Origin of the sequence: Saccharothrix sp. CCNWYY140 (genome assembly GCF_037401995.1) — a bacterium.
GTDB lineage: Bacteria > Actinomycetota > Actinomycetes > Mycobacteriales > Pseudonocardiaceae > Actinosynnema.
In genome coordinates this window covers 59,107-80,173 of sequence record NZ_JBBEGC010000014.1, presented here as the reverse complement: position 1 = coordinate 80,173, position 21,067 = coordinate 59,107, and the positions used below count along the sequence as shown (strand labels likewise).

General features: G+C 73.5%; 15 protein-coding genes. 6 read left to right on the top strand and 9 right to left on the bottom strand.

Annotation, left to right across the window (positions count from 1 at the left end; translation table 11 throughout):
- Positions 1-99 precede the first annotated feature (99 nt).
- Both WBN91_RS10640 and WBN91_RS10635 read left to right on the top strand, forming a co-directional pair.
- Complete coding sequence (locus WBN91_RS10640) at positions 100-2,775, top strand: RHS repeat domain-containing protein (protein WP_337725638.1); 2,676 nt, start codon at positions 100-102, stop codon at positions 2,773-2,775.
- A gap of 113 nt (positions 2,776-2,888) precedes the next feature.
- Positions 2,889-3,842, top strand: a complete 954-nt coding sequence (locus WBN91_RS10635) for a serine hydrolase domain-containing protein (protein WP_337725637.1) — start codon at positions 2,889-2,891, stop codon at positions 3,840-3,842.
- Between the two features lie 10 nt (positions 3,843-3,852).
- Here WBN91_RS10635 and WBN91_RS10630 read toward each other — a convergent pair whose 3' ends face one another.
- The 3 genes from WBN91_RS10630 to WBN91_RS10620 form a co-directional block, all read right to left on the bottom strand.
- Entirely contained in the window at positions 3,853-5,004 is a 1,152-nt protein-coding gene (locus WBN91_RS10630) for a hypothetical protein (protein ID WP_337725636.1), read from the bottom strand.
- A 64-nt stretch (positions 5,005-5,068) separates the two neighbouring features.
- Positions 5,069-8,455: an AAA domain-containing protein gene (locus tag WBN91_RS10625; protein WP_337725635.1), complete on the bottom strand. Its 3,387-nt coding sequence runs from the start codon at positions 8,453-8,455 to the stop codon at positions 5,069-5,071.
- A gap of 97 nt (positions 8,456-8,552) precedes the next feature.
- The gene (locus WBN91_RS10620) at positions 8,553-9,020 is read right to left on the bottom strand and encodes a peroxiredoxin family protein (protein ID WP_337725634.1); all 468 of its coding nucleotides are present in this window, start codon (positions 9,018-9,020) and stop codon (positions 8,553-8,555) included.
- A gap of 128 nt (positions 9,021-9,148) precedes the next feature.
- Between WBN91_RS10620 and WBN91_RS10615 the strand changes: the two genes are divergently transcribed.
- From WBN91_RS10615 to WBN91_RS10605, 3 genes are read left to right on the top strand one after another with little or no spacing between them, the layout of a single operon-like run.
- Positions 9,149-9,289, top strand: a complete 141-nt coding sequence (locus WBN91_RS10615) for a hypothetical protein (RefSeq protein WP_337725633.1) — start codon at positions 9,149-9,151, stop codon at positions 9,287-9,289.
- Positions 9,286-9,780, top strand: coding sequence for a hypothetical protein (locus WBN91_RS10610; protein WP_337725632.1), 495 nt, complete (start codon positions 9,286-9,288; stop codon positions 9,778-9,780). The genes WBN91_RS10615 and WBN91_RS10610 overlap by 4 nt, the downstream gene beginning before the upstream one ends.
- The gene (locus WBN91_RS10605; RefSeq protein ID WP_337725631.1) at positions 9,777-14,228 is read left to right on the top strand and encodes a tetratricopeptide repeat protein; all 4,452 of its coding nucleotides are present in this window, start codon (positions 9,777-9,779) and stop codon (positions 14,226-14,228) included. The genes WBN91_RS10610 and WBN91_RS10605 overlap by 4 nt, the downstream gene beginning before the upstream one ends.
- A 470-nt stretch (positions 14,229-14,698) precedes the next feature.
- On the opposite strand, the gene WBN91_RS10600 is transcribed toward WBN91_RS10605, so the two are convergent.
- The gene (locus WBN91_RS10600) at positions 14,699-15,148 is read right to left on the bottom strand and encodes an Hsp20/alpha crystallin family protein (protein ID WP_337725630.1); all 450 of its coding nucleotides are present in this window, start codon (positions 15,146-15,148) and stop codon (positions 14,699-14,701) included.
- 104 nt (positions 15,149-15,252) lie between these two features.
- Between WBN91_RS10600 and WBN91_RS10595 the strand changes: the two genes are divergently transcribed.
- Complete coding sequence (locus tag WBN91_RS10595; RefSeq protein WP_337725629.1) at positions 15,253-15,840, top strand: HSP18 transcriptional regulator; 588 nt, start codon at positions 15,253-15,255, stop codon at positions 15,838-15,840.
- Positions 15,841-15,860: 20 nt separating this feature from the next.
- Here the strand turns inward: WBN91_RS10595 and WBN91_RS10590 are convergent, their stop codons facing one another.
- The 5 genes from WBN91_RS10590 to WBN91_RS10570 form a co-directional block, all read right to left on the bottom strand.
- Positions 15,861-17,399, bottom strand: coding sequence for an FAD-binding oxidoreductase (locus WBN91_RS10590; protein WP_337725628.1), 1,539 nt, complete (start codon positions 17,397-17,399; stop codon positions 15,861-15,863).
- A gap of 145 nt (positions 17,400-17,544) precedes the next feature.
- Complete coding sequence (locus WBN91_RS10585) at positions 17,545-17,886, bottom strand: ferredoxin family protein (RefSeq protein WP_337725627.1); 342 nt, start codon at positions 17,884-17,886, stop codon at positions 17,545-17,547.
- Entirely contained in the window at positions 17,883-19,430 is a 1,548-nt protein-coding gene (locus tag WBN91_RS10580; protein WP_337725626.1) for an FAD-binding protein, read from the bottom strand. The genes WBN91_RS10585 and WBN91_RS10580 overlap by 4 nt, the downstream gene beginning before the upstream one ends.
- Positions 19,427-20,263 carry an ABC transporter permease gene (locus tag WBN91_RS10575; RefSeq protein WP_337725625.1) on the bottom strand — a complete coding sequence of 279 codons (837 nt, stop codon included), beginning with the start codon at positions 20,261-20,263 and terminating at the stop codon, positions 19,427-19,429. The genes WBN91_RS10580 and WBN91_RS10575 overlap by 4 nt, the downstream gene beginning before the upstream one ends.
- Positions 20,260-21,066 (bottom strand): ABC transporter ATP-binding protein, encoded by an 807-nt coding sequence (locus WBN91_RS10570; protein ID WP_337725624.1) that lies wholly within the window; start codon positions 21,064-21,066, stop codon positions 20,260-20,262. Before WBN91_RS10570 ends, WBN91_RS10575 begins: the two co-directional genes overlap by 4 nt.
- Position 21,067: the final 1 nt, after the last annotated feature.

Here is a 21,067-nt window from a genome sequence, read left to right as displayed (position 1 = left end):
GTTTCACCCGGACGCACGCCGGCCGCGCCAGGGTGATCACGGGCGGGCGCCAGGGGGATGGACGTGCCGGGGCGCCCGCCCTCGACGAGGGGAATCGACATGGCACAACTACGCAGACCCGGCTGGGTCGTCGTGATCACGGCGGCCCTGCTCGCGGGTCTCGCACCGGTCGGCGTCGCCACGGCCCAGATGCAGGTGGCCGCCGAGGAGGACCCGGTCGCCGGGCACAGCAGGGAGCCGCTGCCCGGCCAGTTCTACACCGCCCGCGCCCGCGTGCTGGACAACGTACGCATCGAGGCCGGCGCCGAGACGACCGTCCGGATCGCCGGCGTCGGCGGGCTGCCCGCGGCGAACCTGGCGTCCGTGGCGGTCAACGTCGCCGCCAAGGGCGCGTGGTTCAACACCGGGTCGCTCGCGGTCCGCGCGTCCGACGCGCCCGAGCCGACCACCACCGCGCTGGACTACAACCCGAACACCAACCAGGCGAACCTGGTCACCGCCGCCGTCGGCGCGGACGGCGCGATCAAGGTGCGCAACCGCGGCAACCAGGCCGCGAACGCCACGCTCGACGTCCTGGGCTACACCCTCACCACCCCGGACGCCCAACTGGGCCTGGGCGGGTCGTTCGTGCCCCTGACCCCGGCGAAGCTGCTGGACAACCAGGTCGTCGCGGCGGCCGGGAACGTCGAGCTGACCCCGCTGGGCGCGGCCGGCATCCCGACCGAGGGCGTCACCGCCGTGGCGCTGGACGTCGTGGCGAGCAGCCCTCGCGACGGCGGCACGGTGCGCGTCTACCCGGCGGGCGAGGCGTGGCCGGTCGACGCGACGCTGGAGTACACCGCCGGCCGGACCGCCCGCAACCTGGCGATCACCACGCCCGGCGAGGACGGCAAGATCAACGCCCACAACCTCGGGTTCGGCGCGGCCACCCTCACCGTCACCGCGGTCGGGTACTTCACCGACACACCGGTGTCGCCCGGCAAGGGCGTGCTGCGGACGGCGGCCCAGGCGCGCGTGGCCACCGACGTCACCGTGCCGGCCGGCGGCGAGGTCACCCTCGACCCGCGCGGCCAGGGCAAGGTGCCCGCGGGCGCCGACGCGGTCGGCCTCAACGTCACCGCCAAGAGCAGCGGGACCGGCGCGGTGGCCGTCCGCCCGGCCGGCACCGCCGACACCGGCGGCCAGACCGCCGCGTACGCGCCGGGCACGCCGTCCAGCGGGTTCGCGCTGACCGGGCTGGGCGCGGACGGGCGGGTCACCGTCCGCAACTCCGGCTCCGCGCCGGCCGTGGTGTCGCTGGACCTGTACTCCTACACCACCACCATCGCCTCACTGGAGCTCGACCCGCACGCGGCGGCCCCCGGCGACACCGTCGCGGTGCGCGCCAACGACCTGCCCGCGTCGGTGACCACGCTGACGGTGACCTCCGACGCGTTCACCGGCCCGGTCACCCTGACCCGGGCAAGCGCGAACGCACCGCTGACCGGCACCGCCACCGTCCTTCCGGCGCTCAAGCCCGGCACGTACGGCGTGGGATCCGGGACCGTGGCCACCACCGTGGACGTGACCAGCCCCGGCGAGGTCGACCCGGCCACCGGCGCGTTCCGGGTCGACTCGTTGGCCCTCGCGGCGGACGGGATGCTGGTGACCCCGGCCTACGGCGTCGGCCAGACCGTGCTGGACCGGCCCGACCAGAAGGTCCTCGGCCCCGGCTGGCGGCCCCAGCTGCTCGCCGGTCTGACCGGCCAGCAGCTCGCCGACCAGGGCGGATCGGTGCAGATCAGCACGCAGGACGGCGAGACCCGGCGCTACGACCGCGGCGAGGACGGCACGTTCCGCAGCGCCGAGGGCGGCACGCTCACCAAGGACGCCGCCGACCGGATCACCGAGCACGACTCCTCCGGCGTGGACTTCACCTGGTCCCGCGCGGCGACGGGGTGGCTGGTCACTGCGGTCGGCACGGCCGACGACGGCACCGCCCGGGTCGTGCACGACGACCAGGGCCGGGTGGCGAAGATCGTGGCGCCCCTCGCGGACAACCTCATCCCGCCCACCTGCGGCACCGACGCCGGCTTCGGCTGCGCCGCGCTCACCCTGCACTACGCCACGACCACCACGGCCGGCGACCAGCTCGGCGACTTCGCGGGCCGGCTCAAGGAGATCACCCACACCGCTGACGGGGTGCCGACCACCACCGCGCAGAGCTTCCGGTACGACGCGGCGGGCCGGCTGCGTGACGCGACCGCCGACACCGACCGGGAGGCCTACCAGTACGACGAGCGCGGCCTGATGACCGAGCTGACGTCCACGGAGACCGGCGGCTGGCGGTTCGAGTACGACCCGGCGGGCCGCCTGGTGCAGCAGAGCAGGACGTCCTCGGGGCTGTCGGCGCAGGCCGCGTGCCTGTACGCCTCCCAGTACGCCTTCGGCGAGTGCTGGGCCATCCCGGTGTGGAAGGGCAGCAAGAGGTACTACCCGGGCTGGCGCAAGACCCCGAAGGGCAAGTGGGTCGTCGGGGTCGACTTCGACCGGTGCAGCATCCCGAAGAAGCTCGGCGGACCGCCCGGGGACAAGCGCTTCTGGAAGGCGTGCGACATGCACGACTACCTGATCATGGCGCACGACTCCGGGAAACTCCCGTCACGCATCAAGAAGAGCGCCGTGGACGCGGTGTTCTACACGGTGATGAAGACGTACAGCTGCGGCAGCGCGTACTGCAAGGCCAAGGCGTGGGCCTACTACAAGGCCGTACGCCACCACCGCCCCAACTGGTGACGACCTGTGGCCCCCGGATCCGTCCGGGGGCCACACGCGGCTACACCAAAGTCGCACCACCGGTAGCCGAAGGTCTCCTGTGGACCGGTCCACACCGGCTTACTGTGTCGGGCGTGCACGGTGATGCGAAGCTCGCGGAGAAGTTGGTCCAGCGCCTGGGTTCCCGACACCCGGTGGCCGCCGTCGCCACGGTCTCGTCGGAGGGGACGACCGTGGCGAGCGTGGGCACGCCGCTGGACGCCGATTTCGAGATCGGCTCGATCTCCAAGGGCGTCACCGGCTTGCTGTACGCCGACGCGCTGGAACGCGGCGAGATCACGACGTCCACCACCTTGGGCGACCTGCTGCCCCTGGCCGGGTCGCCGGCGGCCGACGTGACCCTGTCTTCCCTGAGCACCCACCGCTCGGGCCTGCCCAGCCTGCCCGGCCCGTTCCTGCGCAAGTCGCTCGCCCTGTGGCTGCACGGCACCAACCCCTACGGCGAGACGCTGGACGAACTGCTCACCCAGACCCGCACGGTCCGCCCAGGCCCACCCCGCCCCAAGTACTCGAACCTGGGTTTTCAACTCCTGGGCCACGCCTTGGCCGCCGCCGCCGGCACCACCTTCACCACCCTGCTGGACACCCGCATCGCCACCCCGCTGGGCCTGACCACCTGGTACGCCCCGGCCACGGCGTCCGACCTGCGCCCCGGCGCCCTCACCGGCAGGACCAGGTGGGGCCGTCCCCGCCGGCCGTGGACCGGCGAGGCACTGGCCCCGGCAGGCGGCATCCGCACCACCATCACCGACCTGGCCCGCCTCGCCCACGCCCTCCTGGACGGCACCGCCCCCGGCGTCGACGCCCTGAACCCGGTAGCCGACTTCACCGGCAAGGTCGTCCGCATCGGCGCGGCCTGGATCACCCTGGACCGCCTCGGCCGCACCATCACCTGGCACAACGGCGGCACCGGCGGCTTCCGCACCTGGCTGGGCATGGACCGCGCGGCCGGCGCCGCGGTGGTCCTGCTGTCCGCCACCGCGGCCTCCGTGGACCAGCCCGGCTTCGCCCTGCTGGCCGACCTGTGACGCCGTCGGGTCAGCCCCGCACGCTCAGGTAGACCGCACGGACGGCCAGCGTCCGTTCGACCTCGTCGATGATCGGGGCGAAGAACTGCTGCCGGTGGTCGGCGTCGCTCATCGACGTGATCGCGAAGTACATGCTGCCGAAGGCGGCGAACAGGGTCGCGTTGCGCAGCAGGGCCACCGGCAGGTCCGGCAGCAGCTTGGAGGAGATCGGCGGGCTGCCGATCCACTGCTCGGCGGTCTCCGGCGTGACCACGATCAGGCCCAGCAGCAGGAAGAACGCGAACAGCGCGAGTCCCACCACGGCGGCCTGGACGAGTTGGCGGGTCGCGAGCATGAGCAGCAGGTTGCGGTTCTGGCGGCCGTTGAGCGGGGTGGCGCGCAGCGGTTCGGTGATCTCGACCGCGGCCAGCGGGGTGCCCTGGCAGGCGGCGGTGAGGCGGTCGGGGCGCAGGTCCTGCTCGACGCGGCCGATCTCGTCGCGCAGGCGGGCGGCGGCGGCCAGGACGGTGATCGCGCTGAACAGCAGCACCACCAGGGTCAGCCGGAACCAGCCGAGGTTGTTCATCGCCTGCCACAGCTCGCCGGTGAAGAACAGGAACAGGGTCACGAACAGCATCGCGGGCAGCGCCCGGCCCAGCAGGCGCACGCTGTTGCGCAGGTCGTTGACGGTGCGTCGGACGGCTTTGCCCAGCAGCGTGCCCAGGCCGTAGGTCGTGGCCAGCGCCGTGCCGACGAAGACGGCGGCGAAGAAGATCAGGAACCCCAGGAGCCCGACCGCACCGCCACCCGGCGGCGTCACCGTGTCGTCCACCGCGAGTTGCAGCAGCGGAACGGCCACCGGCATCACGGCGTAAACCCCGAGGATGACCCGCGTGGCCGCCCGCGAAAGCCGAGGCAACCGCCGCACGAACAACCGCAACGCCACCCACGTGACCACCGTCGCGGTCACCACGCCGGCCAGCAACACCCACCGCTGCGCCCCGGCGGACCGCAACGGCACCAGCCACGCGAGACTCGCCAACGTGACCAGCCCCAACGCGGGCAACATGCGCGGCAACACGTGGGTGAGGAACCCGTACCCCTCGATCATGGTCGGCGTGCCGTCCCGCACGAACCAGTTCTCGGCGGCACGCACCCGGACCCGGACAGAACTCGACGGCATGCCGCGGATCATTCCACCGTGGACACCCGCACTCGAACCCGCAGTGGGTCGCCGCCGCTCGAAATCACACCGGCAGCTTCGCCGACAGCACGTCGAAGTAGCGTTGCGCCGACCAGGCGGAACGGTCGCCGATGACGTAGAGGCGGCGTTTGGCCCGGCTCACCGCCACGTTCAGCAGGTTCGGCGTGCTCGCCGCCCAGCGCCGGGCGCCGGGACGGGCGGGGTCGCCGCCCAGGACCAAGATCACGACGTCGGCCTGCTTGCCCTGTGCCCTGTGGACGGTGCCCGCCACCAGGCCCGGGTAGCGGTGGGTGCGGGCGGCCAGGCGGCGGGCGATGTCGCGGAACGGGGTCACGGCCATCACCTCCGACATGTCGAAGCCCAGGTCCGCCAGGGTGCCCAGCACGCGGTCGAGCCGTTTGCCCTCCTCCGGCACCCAGTGGCCGCGCGAGGAGCCGGTGACGACGTCGATCCACTTCGACGGCGGCAGCGACGGGTAGGTTCGGGCGAAGCGCTCGCCGGCCGCGTCGCCGGTGCCGTCGATCATCAGGCCGTCGTAGGCGATGCAGTTGACGATGTCGAACATCGGCTGGTCGCAGCGCCGGTGGACGGTCAGCGGCACCCCGACCCAGGTCACGCCCTCGCCGTCGGGCAGCGAGGTGCCCAGCGGGGTCAGGCGGTCGGCCAACCGCTGCACGGACGTGCGGCTCGCGGACCACTCCTCGTCCACGCCCGCCTGCGTCCTGATCGCCTGTTCGGCGCGGAACGGCAAGGTGGTCACCGGCTCCAGTTGCAACGGGTCGCCGACGACGACCGCGCGCCGGGTCCGCCACAGCGCGCCGACGGCGTTCTGCGGGGTCGCCTGCCCGGCTTCGTCGACCAGGAGCCAGCCGAGGGCCTCGGGCCCCAGGTGCCGGAACAGCCGGGCGTAGGAGGCGAACGTCGTGGACACCACCGGCACGACGAAGAACAGGCTGCGCCATGCCTCCAGTGCCGCGTCTTCGGCGACGTTGTCAGGCGCCTCGCCCGAGACGAGGTCCAGGGCGGCTTGCAGGTTGCGCCGCATCTCGCCGGCCATGTGCCGCAGGAACGCCTTGTGCAGGGCCAAAGCGGCCAGGAACAGGCCACTGCGGGCGGTGTTCCACTCGGGGTCGGTCCACAGCGCGACGGATTCGCGGCTTTCGCGGTCCTGGTACCACTCGTCGCCCGGGAAGTGCTTGCCCAAGGTCTCCGCGCCGGCGTCCACCAGCCGCTGCACGGAGGCGAGCGCGGCGGCACGGTCGCGCAAGGCGCGTTCGGCCTGTTCCGCGGTGTGTCGTGCTTCCTCCACGGCTTGGTGCGCGGCGGCGACCTCGTTCCTGGCCGCGGTCAGCGCCGCCGGCGTGCCGGGCTTGCGGGGCAGGCTGGGTCGCGGGGTCTGCTGGGCCGCCGCCAAGCCCGCCTGGGCTTCCTGCACCTGACCCCGCAGCCACGCGTCGTACTGCTTCCACTGCCGGCCGAGACGGCCGAACGTGCGCAGCGACGCCCACAGGCCGGGTCGGACCCGTTGGTGCTCCTGGTGGGCCTGCCACCGGACGGTCACCTGCGCCTGCCACGCCTCGATCGCCTTGTCCGCGGACGCGCGGTGCTCCTGCGTGATCCGCTCGACCTCGGCCTGGTGCGCGGCGAGGACCGCCTCGAACTCCTCGCCGTGCCGCCGTTCCGCGACGACCGCGGCGGTGTGCCGGTGCCGCGCGGAGGTCAAGCGGTCCTCGGCGTCACCCGCCGACCGCCGCAGGGACGCGACCTCCTGGCTCAGCGACCGGTGCCGCAGCGCTGCCCGGTGCACCTCGTCCCGGCGCGCGCGGATGTTCTCGACGAGCGCTTCGGCGGCGCGGAACTCCCGCACGGCGTCCTGCCACGTGGTCTCCGGCGCGGTGTTCTCCCAGTGCTTGAGGACGTGCAGCAAGCCGTCCCACGACCACGGGTCGTCGTCCTTCCTGGTCTCGTACCAGAAGGCGTTCACGAACCGGCTCCGGTTGGCCTTGTTGCCCAGCCGCGCCGCCACCAGCGCCCACGCGGCGCCCCCACCGGCTTCGGGACCGGTGTCGGCCGCCAGCAGGCCGCTCGCGATCTCAGGGAAGTAGCCCACGGCGGCGGCGCGGTCGCGCCACGACCCGTCGATCGCGTCGGCGGCGGGGATCTCGTCGGTGACGTTCTGCACCGCGCCGTTGTTGGACGACGCGACCACCATCTCGAAGCCGACGAGCGTGGGCTGCCACTCGCTGACCACACGCGTCCGCTGGCCGCTCTTCCACCGCATCTCCCTGCCGGTGAACGCCCGTCGCGGGTCGCTCAGCGTCGACAGCCGGCGGGCGCGTTCGACGACCAGCGCCGCGACCAGGTCGCGCAGCATCGTCGTCTTGCCGGTGCCGGGCGGTCCGTTGACGCCGGTCACGCCGGCGTCCGGCATGGCCAGCGCGGTGCTGACCGCGAGCTGCTGGTTCAGCGCCAGGGCGTGGTCCGGTTTGCTGGGCCACCGCCCCGCCGGGACGTGCTCGGGCGCGGTCGCCGCCAGCACGGCGTGAACGTCCTCCCGGACGTCGACCCGTCTCGCGGTGGGGATCGAGCGCTCGGGTAAGAGGTAGTCGCTCAGCGCCGCGCCGAAGTCGCCCTCGGCGAGCCGCTCGGCCACGGTGCCCAGGTCGTCGACGATGAAGCTGTTGAGGAAGTCGTGGCCCGCGGCGGTCGTGCGGCGGGACACGATCCGGCTGCTGACGCGGATCTCCTCCGGCCGCAGGACGACCTCGGTGCCCGTGGCGGCGACGGCGGCGGCCAGGCAGGCGGCGAGCCGGTCGTGGTCCAGGACCACGGGCGTCCGAGTGGACGAGCGCTTCACGTCCTCCTCGCCCGTGAAGTCGTCCTCGTCGTCCTCGTCGGCGAAGTCGTCCTCCGTGACGACGTCCTCGGTGGTGACGATGTCCCGCCAGGCCAGGAAGAACGCGTCGACGGCCTTGTCGAAGTCGGACAGCCACTCGACCCCCTGACCGCCGTGCCGGACCACCTGGCCGGTCGCCCACGCGCAACTGGACAACACCGCCGAGTCGAGCAGCGGCTGACCGCTCTCGTCCACCACGAACGCGGCGACCGCGCTCTCGCCCGCCGGGCGCTCGTCGTAGCTCTCCCCGTCGGCGGTGAACACCCGCGACAGCGCGTCGAAAACGCCGTCCAACTGGTAGATGCCCAGGTAGACGACGTGCTGCCAGGCCTGCATGGGGTGGAGCGTGCGCCGGGCGAGCGGGTGGCCGCGCTCCCACGGCAGCGGCTCGTCGGGCTGCACCGCGTAGACCATCCGCTCGCGGTCGACCTTCTCCGCGCTCTGCGGGCTGAACATCTCGACCGTGCGCCAGAACTCGACGACACGGGACTTCTCCACGTCCTCCGACCGCACGACGCCCGGCCCCCTCACCATCCGCAGCAGGCAGGGCGACAAGCTACCGTCACACCGTTTCCGAACGATCATCACACCGAGGCGACCGACAGGACCCGCCGGTCGCCTCGGGTGTGGGTCAGGCCGGGGCGTGCAGCGCCGCGACGGCCGCCGCGATGCCCTTCTTGTCGTAGGCGGCGGTCGGCAGGGTGGAGCCGTGGGCGTGGCGGACGGTGCCGGTGCTGTCGACCAGCACGCTGCCGGACTGCTGCATCGAACCGAACACCTTCCGGCTCAGCCCGACCATCTCGTGCGGTGTGCCGTCGAGGGCCGTGAGCACGGGGAACTCGATGCCCCGCTTGGCCCGCCACGCCGCCGCCGTCTCCCGGTCCTCCGGGACCGCGATCAGGACGTGGACGCCGGCCGCCGCGAACCGCTCGGCGTCGGCGGCGAGGTCCCGGACGTGCCGGTTGCAGACGGGGCACGTCGTGGACCGCATGAAGTACAGCAGCACCGCGTGCGCGCCGACGTGGTCGGAGAGGCGGACGGTGTGGCCGGTGGTGTCCTGCAACACCATTTCCGGAGCGGCCGACCCGGGTGTGAGCACAGTGGACCTTCCCTTCGCACGGTTGTGGCCCACACAAGAGGCGCCGGAGCCGCGAAAGGATTCACGCCCGCCGCAGGACCCGATATTCAGGCCCGCCGCGGGACCCGGCGGAAGGCCATAATCGAGGTATGGCCACCGATCCCGCCGACGAGCCCGCAGCCGAGCCGCCCCAGCCCCCGCCCGCCGACAAGGCGTGGCTCGAAGTCGAGAACGTGCGCGGGGAGGACATCCCCGAGGAGGGCTCCTGGCCGTTCGAGCGGCGCGGGTGAGCGACCAGGGCAAGACCTACGCCGGGTTCATCGAGGCGGAGGTCAAGGCCGAGCGGGAGCGGCGGGCGGCGTTCGACGCGCGCGGGCAGGCGCTGATCACCACCTCCGGGGTGCTGGTCACGCTGCTCACCGGGGTGGCCGCGCTGGTGAAGACGGCCGCCACACCGCGCTTCCCCGTGGCCGTGACCGCCACGACCGGCGCCGCGCTGCTGCTGTTCGCCGCCGCCGCGGCGTGCGGGGTGGTGGCCGGGTGGAACCGGCACTACGCCGTGACCGCGCCCAGGACCCTGGGGCGGATGGTGGCCGACCACTGGACCGACGACGAGGTGGACGCCCGCAACAACGTCGCCACCCTGATGGTCCGCACCCTGGAAACCCTCCGGCACAGCAACGGTTTCAAGGCGCGGTGGGTGGCGACCGGTCTGGTCGTCCAGGTGGTCGCGCTGGTCGTGCTGGGGGTCGCGGCCGTGCTGACGATGGCGCACGTGTGACCGCGCGGCGGGCGGACGAACTCGCCGGCCTCGGCCGGTGGCGGGACGCCGTGGCCGCCTACCTGGACCACCTGGGGACGCACCCCGACGACCTGGACGCCCGTGCCGGCCTCGGGATCGCCCTGCGCGCCGTGGCCGACCCCGCCGGCGCGGTGGCCGCGTTCGACCGGGTGCTCGCCGCCGACCCGGACCGGTTCCCGCCCCGCTACCAGCGCGCGCTGGCGCTGGCGGAGCTGGGACGCGACCGGGAGGCGGTCGAGGACCTGGACCGGTTGATCTCGGGTCACCCCGACGTCTGGTACCTGTGGTCGGACCGCGGCGGGCTGCACGCCCGAGCGGGTGACCTCGACACCGCCTTGCGCGACCTGGCGGAGGCGGCGCGGTTGGCGCCGGAGGAGCCGTTCGCCCGGTTCAACCTGGGTCTGGTGCTGGCGGAGACCGGCCGGCTCGTCGAGGCACACCACCACCTGGCGCGCGCAGGCCCGGACGCGGCGCCGGTGCGCGACCGGGTCCGCCGGACGCTGCTGGCGCGGGCGACGCCGGACGACCTGGACGAAGCGGTGTTCGCGGTGTTCGACGCCGGGTCCGCCGAGGAGGTGGCTGCCTTCGCCGAAGCGCACCCGTTCGTGCTCACGGAAGCGTTCGTCGACCTGGTCGGCGAGGTCGCCGCCACGCCGCGACTGCTGCTGCCCGCGCAGTCCTGGCGGCGGGTGGAGGACCTGCGGCTGCTCGCCGACGACACGCCCGGAGAAGCGCCGCCCGGCTCGTTCGGCGGCCTGTCCGAGCGGATGGCCGCCCTGCACGACAGCGGCGACCACGAGGCCGCTCACGCGCTCGCGCCGCAGGTGGCGCGTCTGGCAGAGGAGGAGTTCGGCACTGGGTCGGCCCAGCACGCGCGGCAGGTCGGCAGTTGGGCGGTGCTGGCCCTGCGGGTGGGCGCGCCGGACGCCGACGACCTGGTCGCGACCGCGCACGACCTGCTGTCCCGCGTCGATCCCGCCGCGCTGACGGGGCTGCTGGTGAGCGTGGCCACGCTCCGCCCGGGAGAAGCGGACCGGGCGCTGGACGACGCGCTCGCCGTGATCCGCGACCCCGCCGTGGCGGTCGACGCGGAGGACGCGGCGCGCGTCTACCGGGCCAAGGGCCTGCGGCTGCGGGAAACCGGGCGGTACGCCGAGGCCGAGGACGTGCTGCGCGAGGCGGTCGCGGTGCCCGGCGTCGAGGGCGATCGGCTGGCCGAGCTGTGCACGTGGCTCGCTGAAGCGGTGTTCCAGCAAGGGCGTCCGGCCGAAGCCGTGCCGTGGTGCGAACGCGCGCTGGAGATCCGGCGCGCCGAGCACGGGGAGACGCACCACCTGGTCGCCACGGCGATGCGCGACCTCGGGCACGTGCACCAGGCAGTGGGCGATCTCGGCTCCGCCGAGGCATGGCTGCGGCGCGCGGCGGAGGTCTGGTCCCGGCTGCCCGGCCACGACGGCGACGCGGCCGAGGCGGAGGCCGACCTGGCGGCCCTGTTCGAGGACACGGGGACGATCGGGGACGCGCCGGACGTGGACCTGGCCGCGGCGAAGCACCAGCTCGCCCTCGACCGCCTGCAACGCGGCTCGCGGACCGGTGTCGTCCCACTGCTGCGAGAAGCACTCGCCCTGGCCCCGGACAACGACCTGATCCGCCTCGACCTGGCCGAGTCGCTGAGCGATGACGACGAGGTCGAGCGCTTGCTGTCCGACGTCCTCGACCGGGGTGACCAGCGGCACCGCGGACGGGCGTTGGTCGGGCTGGCGGCGGTGGCGCAACGCCGGGGCGACCCGGCGGGGGCACGACGGCTCCTGCGCGAAGCCGTGGCCCTGGCCGACGCCGACGAGTCGGTGGAGAACCGGGTCGTCGGCCGGCAGCACCTGACCCTGGCCCTGGTCCGCGCGCACGACTTGGCGCAGGCGTACGAGACCGCGCGGCAGGCCGTGGCCCTGGCGCTGGGCGCGTTCGGCCCCGACGCCCCGCTGACCGTCCTCGCCGAGCTGACCCGGGCGCGGGTGCTGACCGAGGACGGCCGCCACGCCGAGGCCGAGCCGGTGATCCGCCGCGGCATCGCCACGCTGGAACGCCAGGTGCGCCCCGAGGACGGGACGCTGGTGTCGGCGTACAACGACCTCGCCCACTGCCTGCTGCACCAAGGACAAGCGCACCGCGCGGTCCCGGAGTTCCGCCGCGCGCTGGCCGCCGACACCGCCCTGAGCCGCACGGCCACCGCCACCATCGCGAAGAACCTCGCCTTCGCCCTGGCCGACCTGGGCGACTTCGCCACGGCCCGCGCGCTCGCCGCCGACGCCGCCGAGCGCGTCCGGGTCGAGCGGGGCCCCGACGACCCGCGCTACGGCTCGTTCCTGGCTACCCTCGGTCAGCTCGAACGGGCCGACGGCGACCTCGTGGCCGCCGCGGACCACTTGGTAGCCGCGTGCCGCATCCTCGACCACGGTTCCGACGACCGATCCCTCATCGCCGCCCAGGGCGACCTCGCCGACCTGTACCTGACCATCGGCGCGAAGGACACCGCGCTGTCCTTCGCCGTCGCGGCCGAGGTCGCCGCCCGTGCCCGCTACGGCGACGACAACCCGCAGCTCGCGCCGGTCCTGTCGCACGTGGCGAAGTGCCGGGCGGCCACCGGCGACCCGGACGCGGCCGAGCGGCTGTACCGGGAGGCGCTGGACCTGGTCCCGTGGTCGCGAGCCCACCTGATCGACCTGGCGGAACTCCGGATCGCCACCGGCGAGTACGAGGGTGCGTTCACGATCCTGGAACGCCTTGTGGCGCAAGAGGACGCCGACCTGCCCGGCGTGTTGGCCGACGCCACGGGGCCGGTGCGGACGGCGCACCTCCGGAGGCTCCAGCGCACGGTCACCGACTACCTCAACCTGGTCGTGCTGGGCCACGACACCCCGGAGGTGGTGCGGCGGGCGTGGGAACTGAGCGTGCGTCGGCGCGGGCTGGACGCCGAGTACCTGGAACTGCGCGCCACCGCCCCGAAGTCGGCCGACCTGCGCGCCGAACTCGCCCGGGTGGACACCGACATCAGCCGGGCCGTGCTGGTGGGGACCACCGACGACCTGCCCCGGCTGCGCGCCCGACGCGACGAACTCGAACACACCCTGGCCGCCCGCGTGCCCGTCGCGCGCATGGGGTCGGTGGACGCCGACTCCGTGCTCGCGGCCCTGCCGCCGGACACGACCTTGGTGGACATCGTGCGCGCGGACGCCGTCGACTACGCCAACACCGTCCTGGGCGCGCCCGCCGGCCCGGTCGAGTACGACCACAAGTGGCGTCGGCACCCGGCCCGCTACTTGGCCTTCGTCATCGGCACCGCCCGGGACGTCCGGTTGGTCGACCTCGGGCCGACCGAGCCCGTGGACGAGTTGGTGCGGGCGGTCCGGCGCGGGATCTACCGGCGATCCCCCGACACCGCCGCCGCCGAGGCTCTGGCCGCGTCCCTGACTCCGGTGCTGAACCTCGTGTCCACCAACAAGCTCCTGGTGGCCTTGGAGGGACCGCTGGCCCAAGTGCCCTGGCAAGTCTTGCCCGCCCTGCACCGCCTCCTCCTCGACGACCACACGATCAGCTACCTGTCCACGCCCCGCGAAGTCCTCCGATGGGACGCCGACCGGGCCACGACCGCGCCCCTGGTCGTCGGCGACCCGGACTTCGACCTCGGCGGACCGCCGGGCCGGCTGGACCGGCTGCCCGCCACCCGGACCGAGTGCACGGAGATCGCCGACCTGCTGGCCGTGGAACCGCTGCTGGACCGCGCGGCCACCAAGGCAGCCGTGCTCGCGGTCCGCTCACCGACCGTCCTGCACCTGGCCACGCACGGCGTGTTCCTGCCACCCGCCGCGCCACCGCCGGACGACCACGTCTACGACACCGTCAACCTGCTCGAGGTCCCCGGCGAGGGCACGTTCCTGGTCGACGCCAGCCGCCGCTCCCCCACCCGCCCGGACATCGACCCGCTGCTGTCCTCCGCCGTAGCGCTGACCGGCTTCAACGCCTGGATCACCGGCCGCCCAACCGCGCCGGAGGTGGACACCGGCACGGTGACCGCGCAGGAGGTCTGCGCGATGGACCTGCGCGGCACCCGGCTGGTGGTGCTGTCCGCGTGCGAGACCGGACTCGGCGACCACAGCCCCGGCGAGGGCGTGCTGGGCCTGCGGTGGGCGCTGCGGGTGGCCGGCGCACGGACCGTCGTCACCGCGCTGTGGAAGGTGCCCGACGAGTCGACGCGGCAACTGATGGTCCTGTTCTACCGACGACTCCTGGCGGGCGACCCCGCACCGGACGCGTTGCGCACGGCCCAGCGGACAATGCGCGACCGCGGGCTGGACATCGGCGTGTGGGGCGCTTTCGTGCTGCACGGCCGACCAACGGGCATCCTGACCACCGCGTCCTGGCCCGGCTGAGCCGAGGCCTACCCGGCGGCGATGTGCTGCTCGGCCGGATGCGCGTGCCCGCGAGGGCGGCGTGGGTGGTCGCGGTGCGACGGTGGCGGACCCTTCCGGCAAAGACCGCGCCCGGCCCCACGAGTGCCAGGACCGGGCGCGGCTGTGTGGTGAACGCTCCAAGCGTGCCGGACCGCTGCCGGGCGGAACCGGCCCGCCGGTCGATGGCTGCCGGTGGGGAGCGTTGGCGGGCGTGGTCCGTGCGCCGGTCGGTGTCCGGTGCCGGCGGGACCGGCTCGGGGGCCGGTGCCGGGCGACGGGCGCGGTGCGGTGGCCGGCGGGGGCGGCTCGCGGGTGGGTCGGTGTCGAGGTCGAGGTCCCACACGGCCGCGATCAGGGCGTCGAATTCGGCGCGCACCGCGTCGACGTCCGGCACGACGTCGGCCACCGGCTCGGCGACGGTTGGGGCGCTGGGCACGAGGCTCACCGCCTCAGGATTCGATCACCTTGCGCTCGCCGCGGTCGCTGCGCTCGCTGGAGACGGCGATGCGGCGGGGCTTGGCCTTCTCGGCGACGGGGATGCGCAGGGTGAGCACACCCGCGTCGTAGTCGGCGGTGATGTGGTCGGTGTCCAGCGTGTCGCCGAGGAACAGCTGCCGGGAGAACACACCCAGCGGGCGTTCGGAGACCTGCATCTGCACGTCGTCGCCCGAGGGCAGCGGACGGCGCTCGGCCTTGACGGTCAGCACGTTGCGTTCGACGTCCAGCTCGATCGCGCCCGGGTCGACACCCGGCAGGTCGAAGCAGACCACGAACTCGTCACCCGCGCGGTACGCGTCCATCGGCATCGCGGCGGGCTTGGACCAGGTCCCCGTGGTGGCGCCGAAGAACTGCTGCGCCAAGCGGTCCAGGTCGCGGAACGGGTCGGTGCGCATCAACATCGGTGGTGCCTCCTCCTTCTCTCCTGCGGACCTTTGTCAACACGCACCTCCGTTGTAGCATGTCATCGGAACGTTGACAAGAGGGATGTCATCGGAAGGTTGACATGGACGATCCGGTGCACGGCATGAAGGCACTCCACGAGGCGGTCACCACCGCCCGCCGGGGCGCGCCCACGGACCTGCTGACCGCCCTCCACACCCTCCGACTCCTCCGCGACACCCTCACCGCCTGGGAACCCGAGCTGATCGCCGCCGCCCGCCTGGACGGCACGAGCTGGGCCGCCCTGGCCCCCGCGCTCGGCGTGACCAGCAGGCAGGCCGCCGAACGCCGCTTCCTGCGCCTGCAACCCACCGCGACCGGCGAGACCACCGGCGAGGCCCGCATCGACGCTCAACGCGACCGCCGCGCCGGCGACCGCGCGGTGGCCGACTGGGCGAAACGCAACGCCGCCACCCTTCGCAAACTGGCCGGCCACGCCGCCACCACCCTGCCCGGCACCGACACGGCCGACCGCCTGGACGAAGCCCTGGCCCACCACGACCCGACCACCCTCCTGGCCCCGCTGGCCGCCGCCCACCCCCACCTCGCCGACCACCACGGCGACCTGGCCGACCAGATCGACGCCATCACCGACCACACCACCACCCTCCGCCGCCAAGCCGGCGAACAACGCCGCCACCGCCGCACCTGAGTCGGCGCAAACGGCCGCCGTTACCGCCGCACGCCCTGCGGGTAGCGGAACAGACCGGTCGGGTCGTAGCGGCGTTTGACCTCGGTCAGGCGGAGGTGGTTGGCGCCGTAGTAGGCGTGTTCCCAGTCGGACAGGTCCGGGTCGGGGAAGTTGACGTAGGCCGCGTCGGTGCCCAGGTGGTGGCGCAGGGTGCGGTGCGCGGCACGGGTCTGGGCGAGCAGCCCGTCCACCTGGTCGGGTGGCGTGCCGGGTGCCCAGTGGGTGCCGATGTCGATCACGAAACGCGCCCCGCGGTGCGGGTAGGCGGTCTCGTCGGGCCTGGGTTCGCCGCTCGCACCGCCCATCGCGAACAGCGTCACGTACCCGGTCGCGCGGGACGGTCCGGGCTCCCACCGACGGGTCCACTCGGCGACCTCCGCGACCGTCTCCGGGCGCAGCCACCGGTCGGGGACCAGGGACTTGTTGGCGTAGCAGTCCTTCTCGCCCGGGGTGTCGAGCAGGAAGTCCTGCGCGGACCAGAAGTCGCGTTCCTGCACGAACGCCGGCTGCCGGGCCAGCCGGAGCAGCGGGGCGAACAGGCCCTCCAGGACATCCCGTGGACCGAGGCGCTGCCCGAGCACCGCCAGGCGGGTGCCGCCGTCGCCGGAGTGGCTGAACGCGATCCGCACGTCGAGGTCGCCCGCGCCGTCGTGGTCGAGCAGGTCCTGCAACTCCTCCACCACCAAGGGTGCCGCGTCCAGGTCGAAGGCGAGGGAGAAGACGGTGGCCCGCAGGTGGTTCACCGGCACGGCGTCGAACACGAACGCCGTGTTGACGCCGAAGTTGCCGCCCGCGCCGCCCCGGCACGCCCAGAACAGGTCGGCGTTCTCATTCTCCGCCGCCCGCACCAACGTCCCGTCGGCGAGCACGACCCGGGTCTCCACGAGCCGGTCGCAGGTCAGGCCCCACTTGCGGTCGTTGAAGCCGAGCCCGCCGCCTAGCGTCAACCCGGCCACACCGACACCGCCGCACCGCCCGCCAGGGAAGTACAGGCCCGCCTCGCGCGCCGCGTACACGTCGGAGTTGGTGGCCCCACCGCCCAGGTGCAGCCGTGTCCCCCTCGGCACGACGTGGTCGATCGCCCGCAGGCTGATCACCAGGCCGGTGGTCGTGGAGAACCCGGCGTAGTTGTGGCCGCCCGAGCGCGGCGCGAAAGGCACCCCGTGCTTGGCGCACCACCACAACGCGGACTGCACGTCCGGTTCCTCTGCGCAGGCCAGCACCCCGGCCGGGCGCACGGACGCGAAGCGCTGGTTGTCCACACTGGCCTGGGGCGCGAAGGACGGGTCGCCGGGCAGGACGAGCTGCGCCGCCGGGCTCAACGCCTGCCGCAACTCCTGCCACGCGGCAGGGTCCACCCCCGCGAGCCCGGTGGCACCGCCCGCTGCGGTGGTGCCGCCCGCCGCGGTGGTGCCACCGTGCGCGAGCGCGGGCGTGGCGCTGCCCGTCCCGGCGCCGAGCGCGAGCGCGGCCACCCCGCCCGCGCCGGCCCCGAGCACGATCCTCCGACTGACCGGCATGGCTGTCCCTCCTGTTCGGCTCTCCCCGCCCAGGCTCGAACAGCCCCGCACCGCTCACCACGAAGTTCACCGCCTGCGGTGTCCCCCACCGCACCACCGGTTGACGCCGGCACGGCCCGTGACGGCCTTCAGCAGATCACCGCCCTCACGAGATCAGGGCGGGGCCGCCCGCCAACCCCGGCCCCACGGCCCGCGCCGCGCCCGGCGTGCGCCCCCGGCCCCAGCCGATCTGCTCCCGGTAGCTGCCCAGCAGGCCCGACCGCTCCAGCTCCCCGATCTCGGGCGGCTCCGGCAGGGGCTGCGTCCGGGGTGCGACGAACAACGCGTCCACCGGGCAGTTCGCCTCGCACTGGAAGCAGGTCTGGCAGTCCTCCTGCCGGGCGATCACCGGCACCCCGTCCGCGCCCCGGTCGAAGACGTTGGTGGGGCACACCTTCACGCACTTGTCGCAGGCGATGCACCGCTGCGCCGACACCAGCTCGATCACCGCGCCACCTCCGCGCGCACCCACACGTCGTCGAGCCCGCCGGTGACGATCCGGTGGTGCTGGGCCGGGTCCTGGTCGGGGAAGTCCAGGCGCTTGGCCATGCCGCGGGTCTCGGTGCGGGCCAGCGCGGACCGGTACATCCAGCGGGCGTGGGCGAGCATCGCCGCCGCCTGCCTGGACCGCACCACGTCCTCGTCGTGCAGGGACTCCCGCACGTCCAGCCAGGCGTCGTCCAGCAGTTTCACCGACCGTTCCAGGACGTCCCCGTGCCGCAGGTAGTTCTTGTCGTACGGCGCCACCTCGGCCTGCACGGCCCGCACCACATCCCGGTGCGCAACCCTGCCCGCCCGACCGGTCGGCCGCAGACCCGCACCGCCCACCGGCCGGACCGCCCGCACCGAACCGACCCCGCGAGCGTAGGAGGCCGCCGCCCGGCCCGCCCACGTGCCCGACGACATCGCCCACGCCGCGTTGTGGCTGCCCCCGCCGGTGAACCCGCCGCAGATCGGCTCGCGCGTCGCCGCGTCACCGGCCGCGTACAGGCCGGGAACCGTGGTGGCACACCCGTCGTCGACCACCCGGATACCGCCGGTCCCGCGCACGGTGCCCTCCAGCAGCAGGGTCACGGCGAACCGCTCGGTGAACGGGTCCACGCCCATCCGGTCGAAGGGCAGGAAGAAGTTGGGCTGCGCCAAGCGCATCGCCCGCCGCGCGGCCTCGTCGGCCCGGTCCAACCGGCAGAACACCTTCTCCGACAACAAGGTCCGCGCGATCACCGACCGGCCCCGCGTGCTGCCCGCGCCCTCCAGCACGCTGCCGTCCTCGCGGTAGAAGGTGGCGAAGCTGTAGAACGCCGTCTTGGTGACCGACGTGCCCTCGGGCGCGATGCCGTAGGCGTTGGAGAACTCCATCCCGGACAGCTCCGCGCCCGCCTCCGCCGCGAACAGCGCCCCGTCCCCGGTGTTGACGTTGCACCCCAACGCCCCGCTGAGGAACGCGCACCCGCCGGTCGCCAGCACCACCGCGCCCGCCCGCACGGTGTAGTCCTCGCGCTCCTGCCGCCGGTACCCGACCGCACCCGCGACCGCGCCCGCCGAGTCGGTCAGCAACTCGGTGACCGGGCTGTGGTCCAGGATCCGCACCCCGGCCCGGCGCACCAGCACGCGCATCCGCCGCATGTACTCCGGCCCCTGCAACCCGGTCCGCAGCTGAGTCCCGTCCGGACCCACCGGGAACGGGTAGCGGACGGAGACGGCCAACTCCTCGATGTTCGCGTGGGTCTGGTCGAGCACCCGGGCCATCCACCGCCGGTCGGCCAGGTACCCGCCCAGCGCCTCACGACTGGCCATCGCGGCCTCCCGCGCCTCGGGCTCCGGCGGCACGTACCAGACACCGGTCCCGACCGACGCCGTCGCGCCGCTCGTACCGCAGTAACCCTTGTCCGCCAACACAACGTCCGCTCCGGCCTGCGCCGCCTTCAGCGCCGCCCACGTGGCCGCCGGTCCCCCGCCGACGACCAGCACGTCCGCGTCCCAGGCACTCATGCGTTCCCCTTCCACGACGTGGCCCGGCGCTCCAACGCGACCAGCACCTGGTTGAACAGCAGGCCGATGGCCGAGATCGTCACGATCCCCGCGTACATCTGCGGCACGGCGAAGTTGTACTGCGCGGAGTTGACCAGGAAACCCAGGCCCGCCTTGGCCCCGACCATCTCCGCCGCCACCAGCACCAGGATCGACACCGCACCCGCCAGCCGGATGCCGGTGAACACCGCGGGCACCGACGCGGGCAGGATCACCTTCTGGAACAGCCGGTGCGGCGGCAGGTCCAGCGACCGCGCCAGCCGCAGCAGCGTCGGGTCCACGTCCCGCACGGCGCTGATGGTGTTGAGCAGCACCGGCCACGTGCAGGCGTAGAAGACGATGGAGATCTTCGACGTCTCGCCGATCCCGAGCAGCAGCACGAACACCGGCAGCAACGCCAGCGCGGCCGTGTTGCGGAACAGCTCCAGCAGCGGGGTGAGCAGGTCCGCCAGCCGCCGGTACCAGCCGATGAGCAGCCCCAGCGGCACCGCCGTGGCCACCGCCAGGCCGAACCCGGACAGCGATCGCACCAGGCTGGCCTGCACGTGCGTGGCCAACTGCCCGTTGCCGACCAGCGTCCACCACGCGGCGGCGACCTCCGAGAACGGCGGCAGGAACGTCCGGTCCACCAGGCCCAGGCGCGGCGCGAACTCCCACAACACCAGCAGGGCCAGCACGGCGACACTGCGCCGGACGACTCCCCACAGCAACCCGGGCCACGATCGCTTGCGCCGAGCGGGTGGCGGCGCGGGTGGCGCGGGTGTGGGCGGTTTCTCCAGGACCACGGCACTCATACCGCGACCACCTCCTTTTGGGCACGGGCGACCTCGTCGTGCAGCAACGTCCAGATCTCGTGGCGGTAGCGGCCGAACTCCGGGCTGGAACGCAGGTCCACGGTGTCCGCGCGCGCGCCCAGGTCGATCGGCACCACCTGCTTGAGCCGCCCCGGCCGCGAGGTCAGCACCGCGACCCGCTGCCCCAGGTACACGGCCTCCTCGATGCCGTGCGTGATGAACACGACCGTCTTGCCCGTGCGCTCCCAGATGCGCAGGAGTTCGTCCTGCAACGACTCCCGGGTCTGCGCGTCCAGCGCGGCGAACGGCTCGTCCATCAGCAGCACGCCCGGGTCGTAGGCCAGGCTGCGGGCGATGGCCACGCGCTGCCGCATCCCGCCGGACAGCTCGTGCGGGTGGCGGTGCTCGAACCCGGTCAGCCCGACCAGGTCCAGGAAGTGACGGGCGCGGTCGGCGCGTTCCCGGCGCGGCACGCCGACCGCCTCCAGCCCGAACTCCACGTTGCCCTGGGCCGTGCGCCACGGCAGCAGCGCGTACTGCTGGAAGACCGTGCCCCGGTCCAGGCCCGGCCCGGTGACCGGCACGCCGTCGACCAGGATGCGGCCGGACGTGGGCGTGGTGAGGCCGCCGAGCAGGTCCAGCAGCGTGGACTTGCCGCACCCGCTGGGCCCGACGACCACGACGAACTCCCCCGCCGCCACGTCCAGGTCGATGCCGTCCAACGCGGTCAGCTCGCCCCGACCGCCCCGGTCCCGCACCGGGAACTTCTTGGTGACGCCCCGAAGGCTGATGTGCGCGGTCATG

What these genes read in the sequence shown, in the direction of transcription:
- WBN91_RS10640 (WP_337725638.1), top strand. Translation starts at nt 100, where the DNA reads ATGGCACAACTACGCAGACCCGGCTGGGTCGTCGTGATCACGGCGGCC.
- WBN91_RS10630 (WP_337725636.1), bottom strand. Translation starts at nt 5,004, where the DNA reads ATGCCGTCGAGTTCTGTCCGGGTCCGGGTGCGTGCCGCCGAGAACTGG.
- WBN91_RS10625 (WP_337725635.1), bottom strand. Translation starts at nt 8,455, where the DNA reads ATGGTGAGGGGGCCGGGCGTCGTGCGGTCGGAGGACGTGGAGAAGTCC.
- WBN91_RS10615 (WP_337725633.1), top strand. Translation starts at nt 9,149, where the DNA reads ATGGCCACCGATCCCGCCGACGAGCCCGCAGCCGAGCCGCCCCAGCCC.
- WBN91_RS10600 (WP_337725630.1), bottom strand. Translation starts at nt 15,148, where the DNA reads ATGTTGATGCGCACCGACCCGTTCCGCGACCTGGACCGCTTGGCGCAG.
- WBN91_RS10595 (WP_337725629.1), top strand. Translation starts at nt 15,253, where the DNA reads ATGGACGATCCGGTGCACGGCATGAAGGCACTCCACGAGGCGGTCACC.
- WBN91_RS10590 (WP_337725628.1), bottom strand. Translation starts at nt 17,399, where the DNA reads ATGCCGGTCAGTCGGAGGATCGTGCTCGGGGCCGGCGCGGGCGGGGTG.
- WBN91_RS10580 (WP_337725626.1), bottom strand. Translation starts at nt 19,430, where the DNA reads ATGAGTGCCTGGGACGCGGACGTGCTGGTCGTCGGCGGGGGACCGGCG.
- WBN91_RS10575 (WP_337725625.1), bottom strand. Translation starts at nt 20,263, where the DNA reads ATGAGTGCCGTGGTCCTGGAGAAACCGCCCACACCCGCGCCACCCGCG.
- WBN91_RS10570 (WP_337725624.1), bottom strand. Translation starts at nt 21,066, where the DNA reads ATGACCGCGCACATCAGCCTTCGGGGCGTCACCAAGAAGTTCCCGGTG.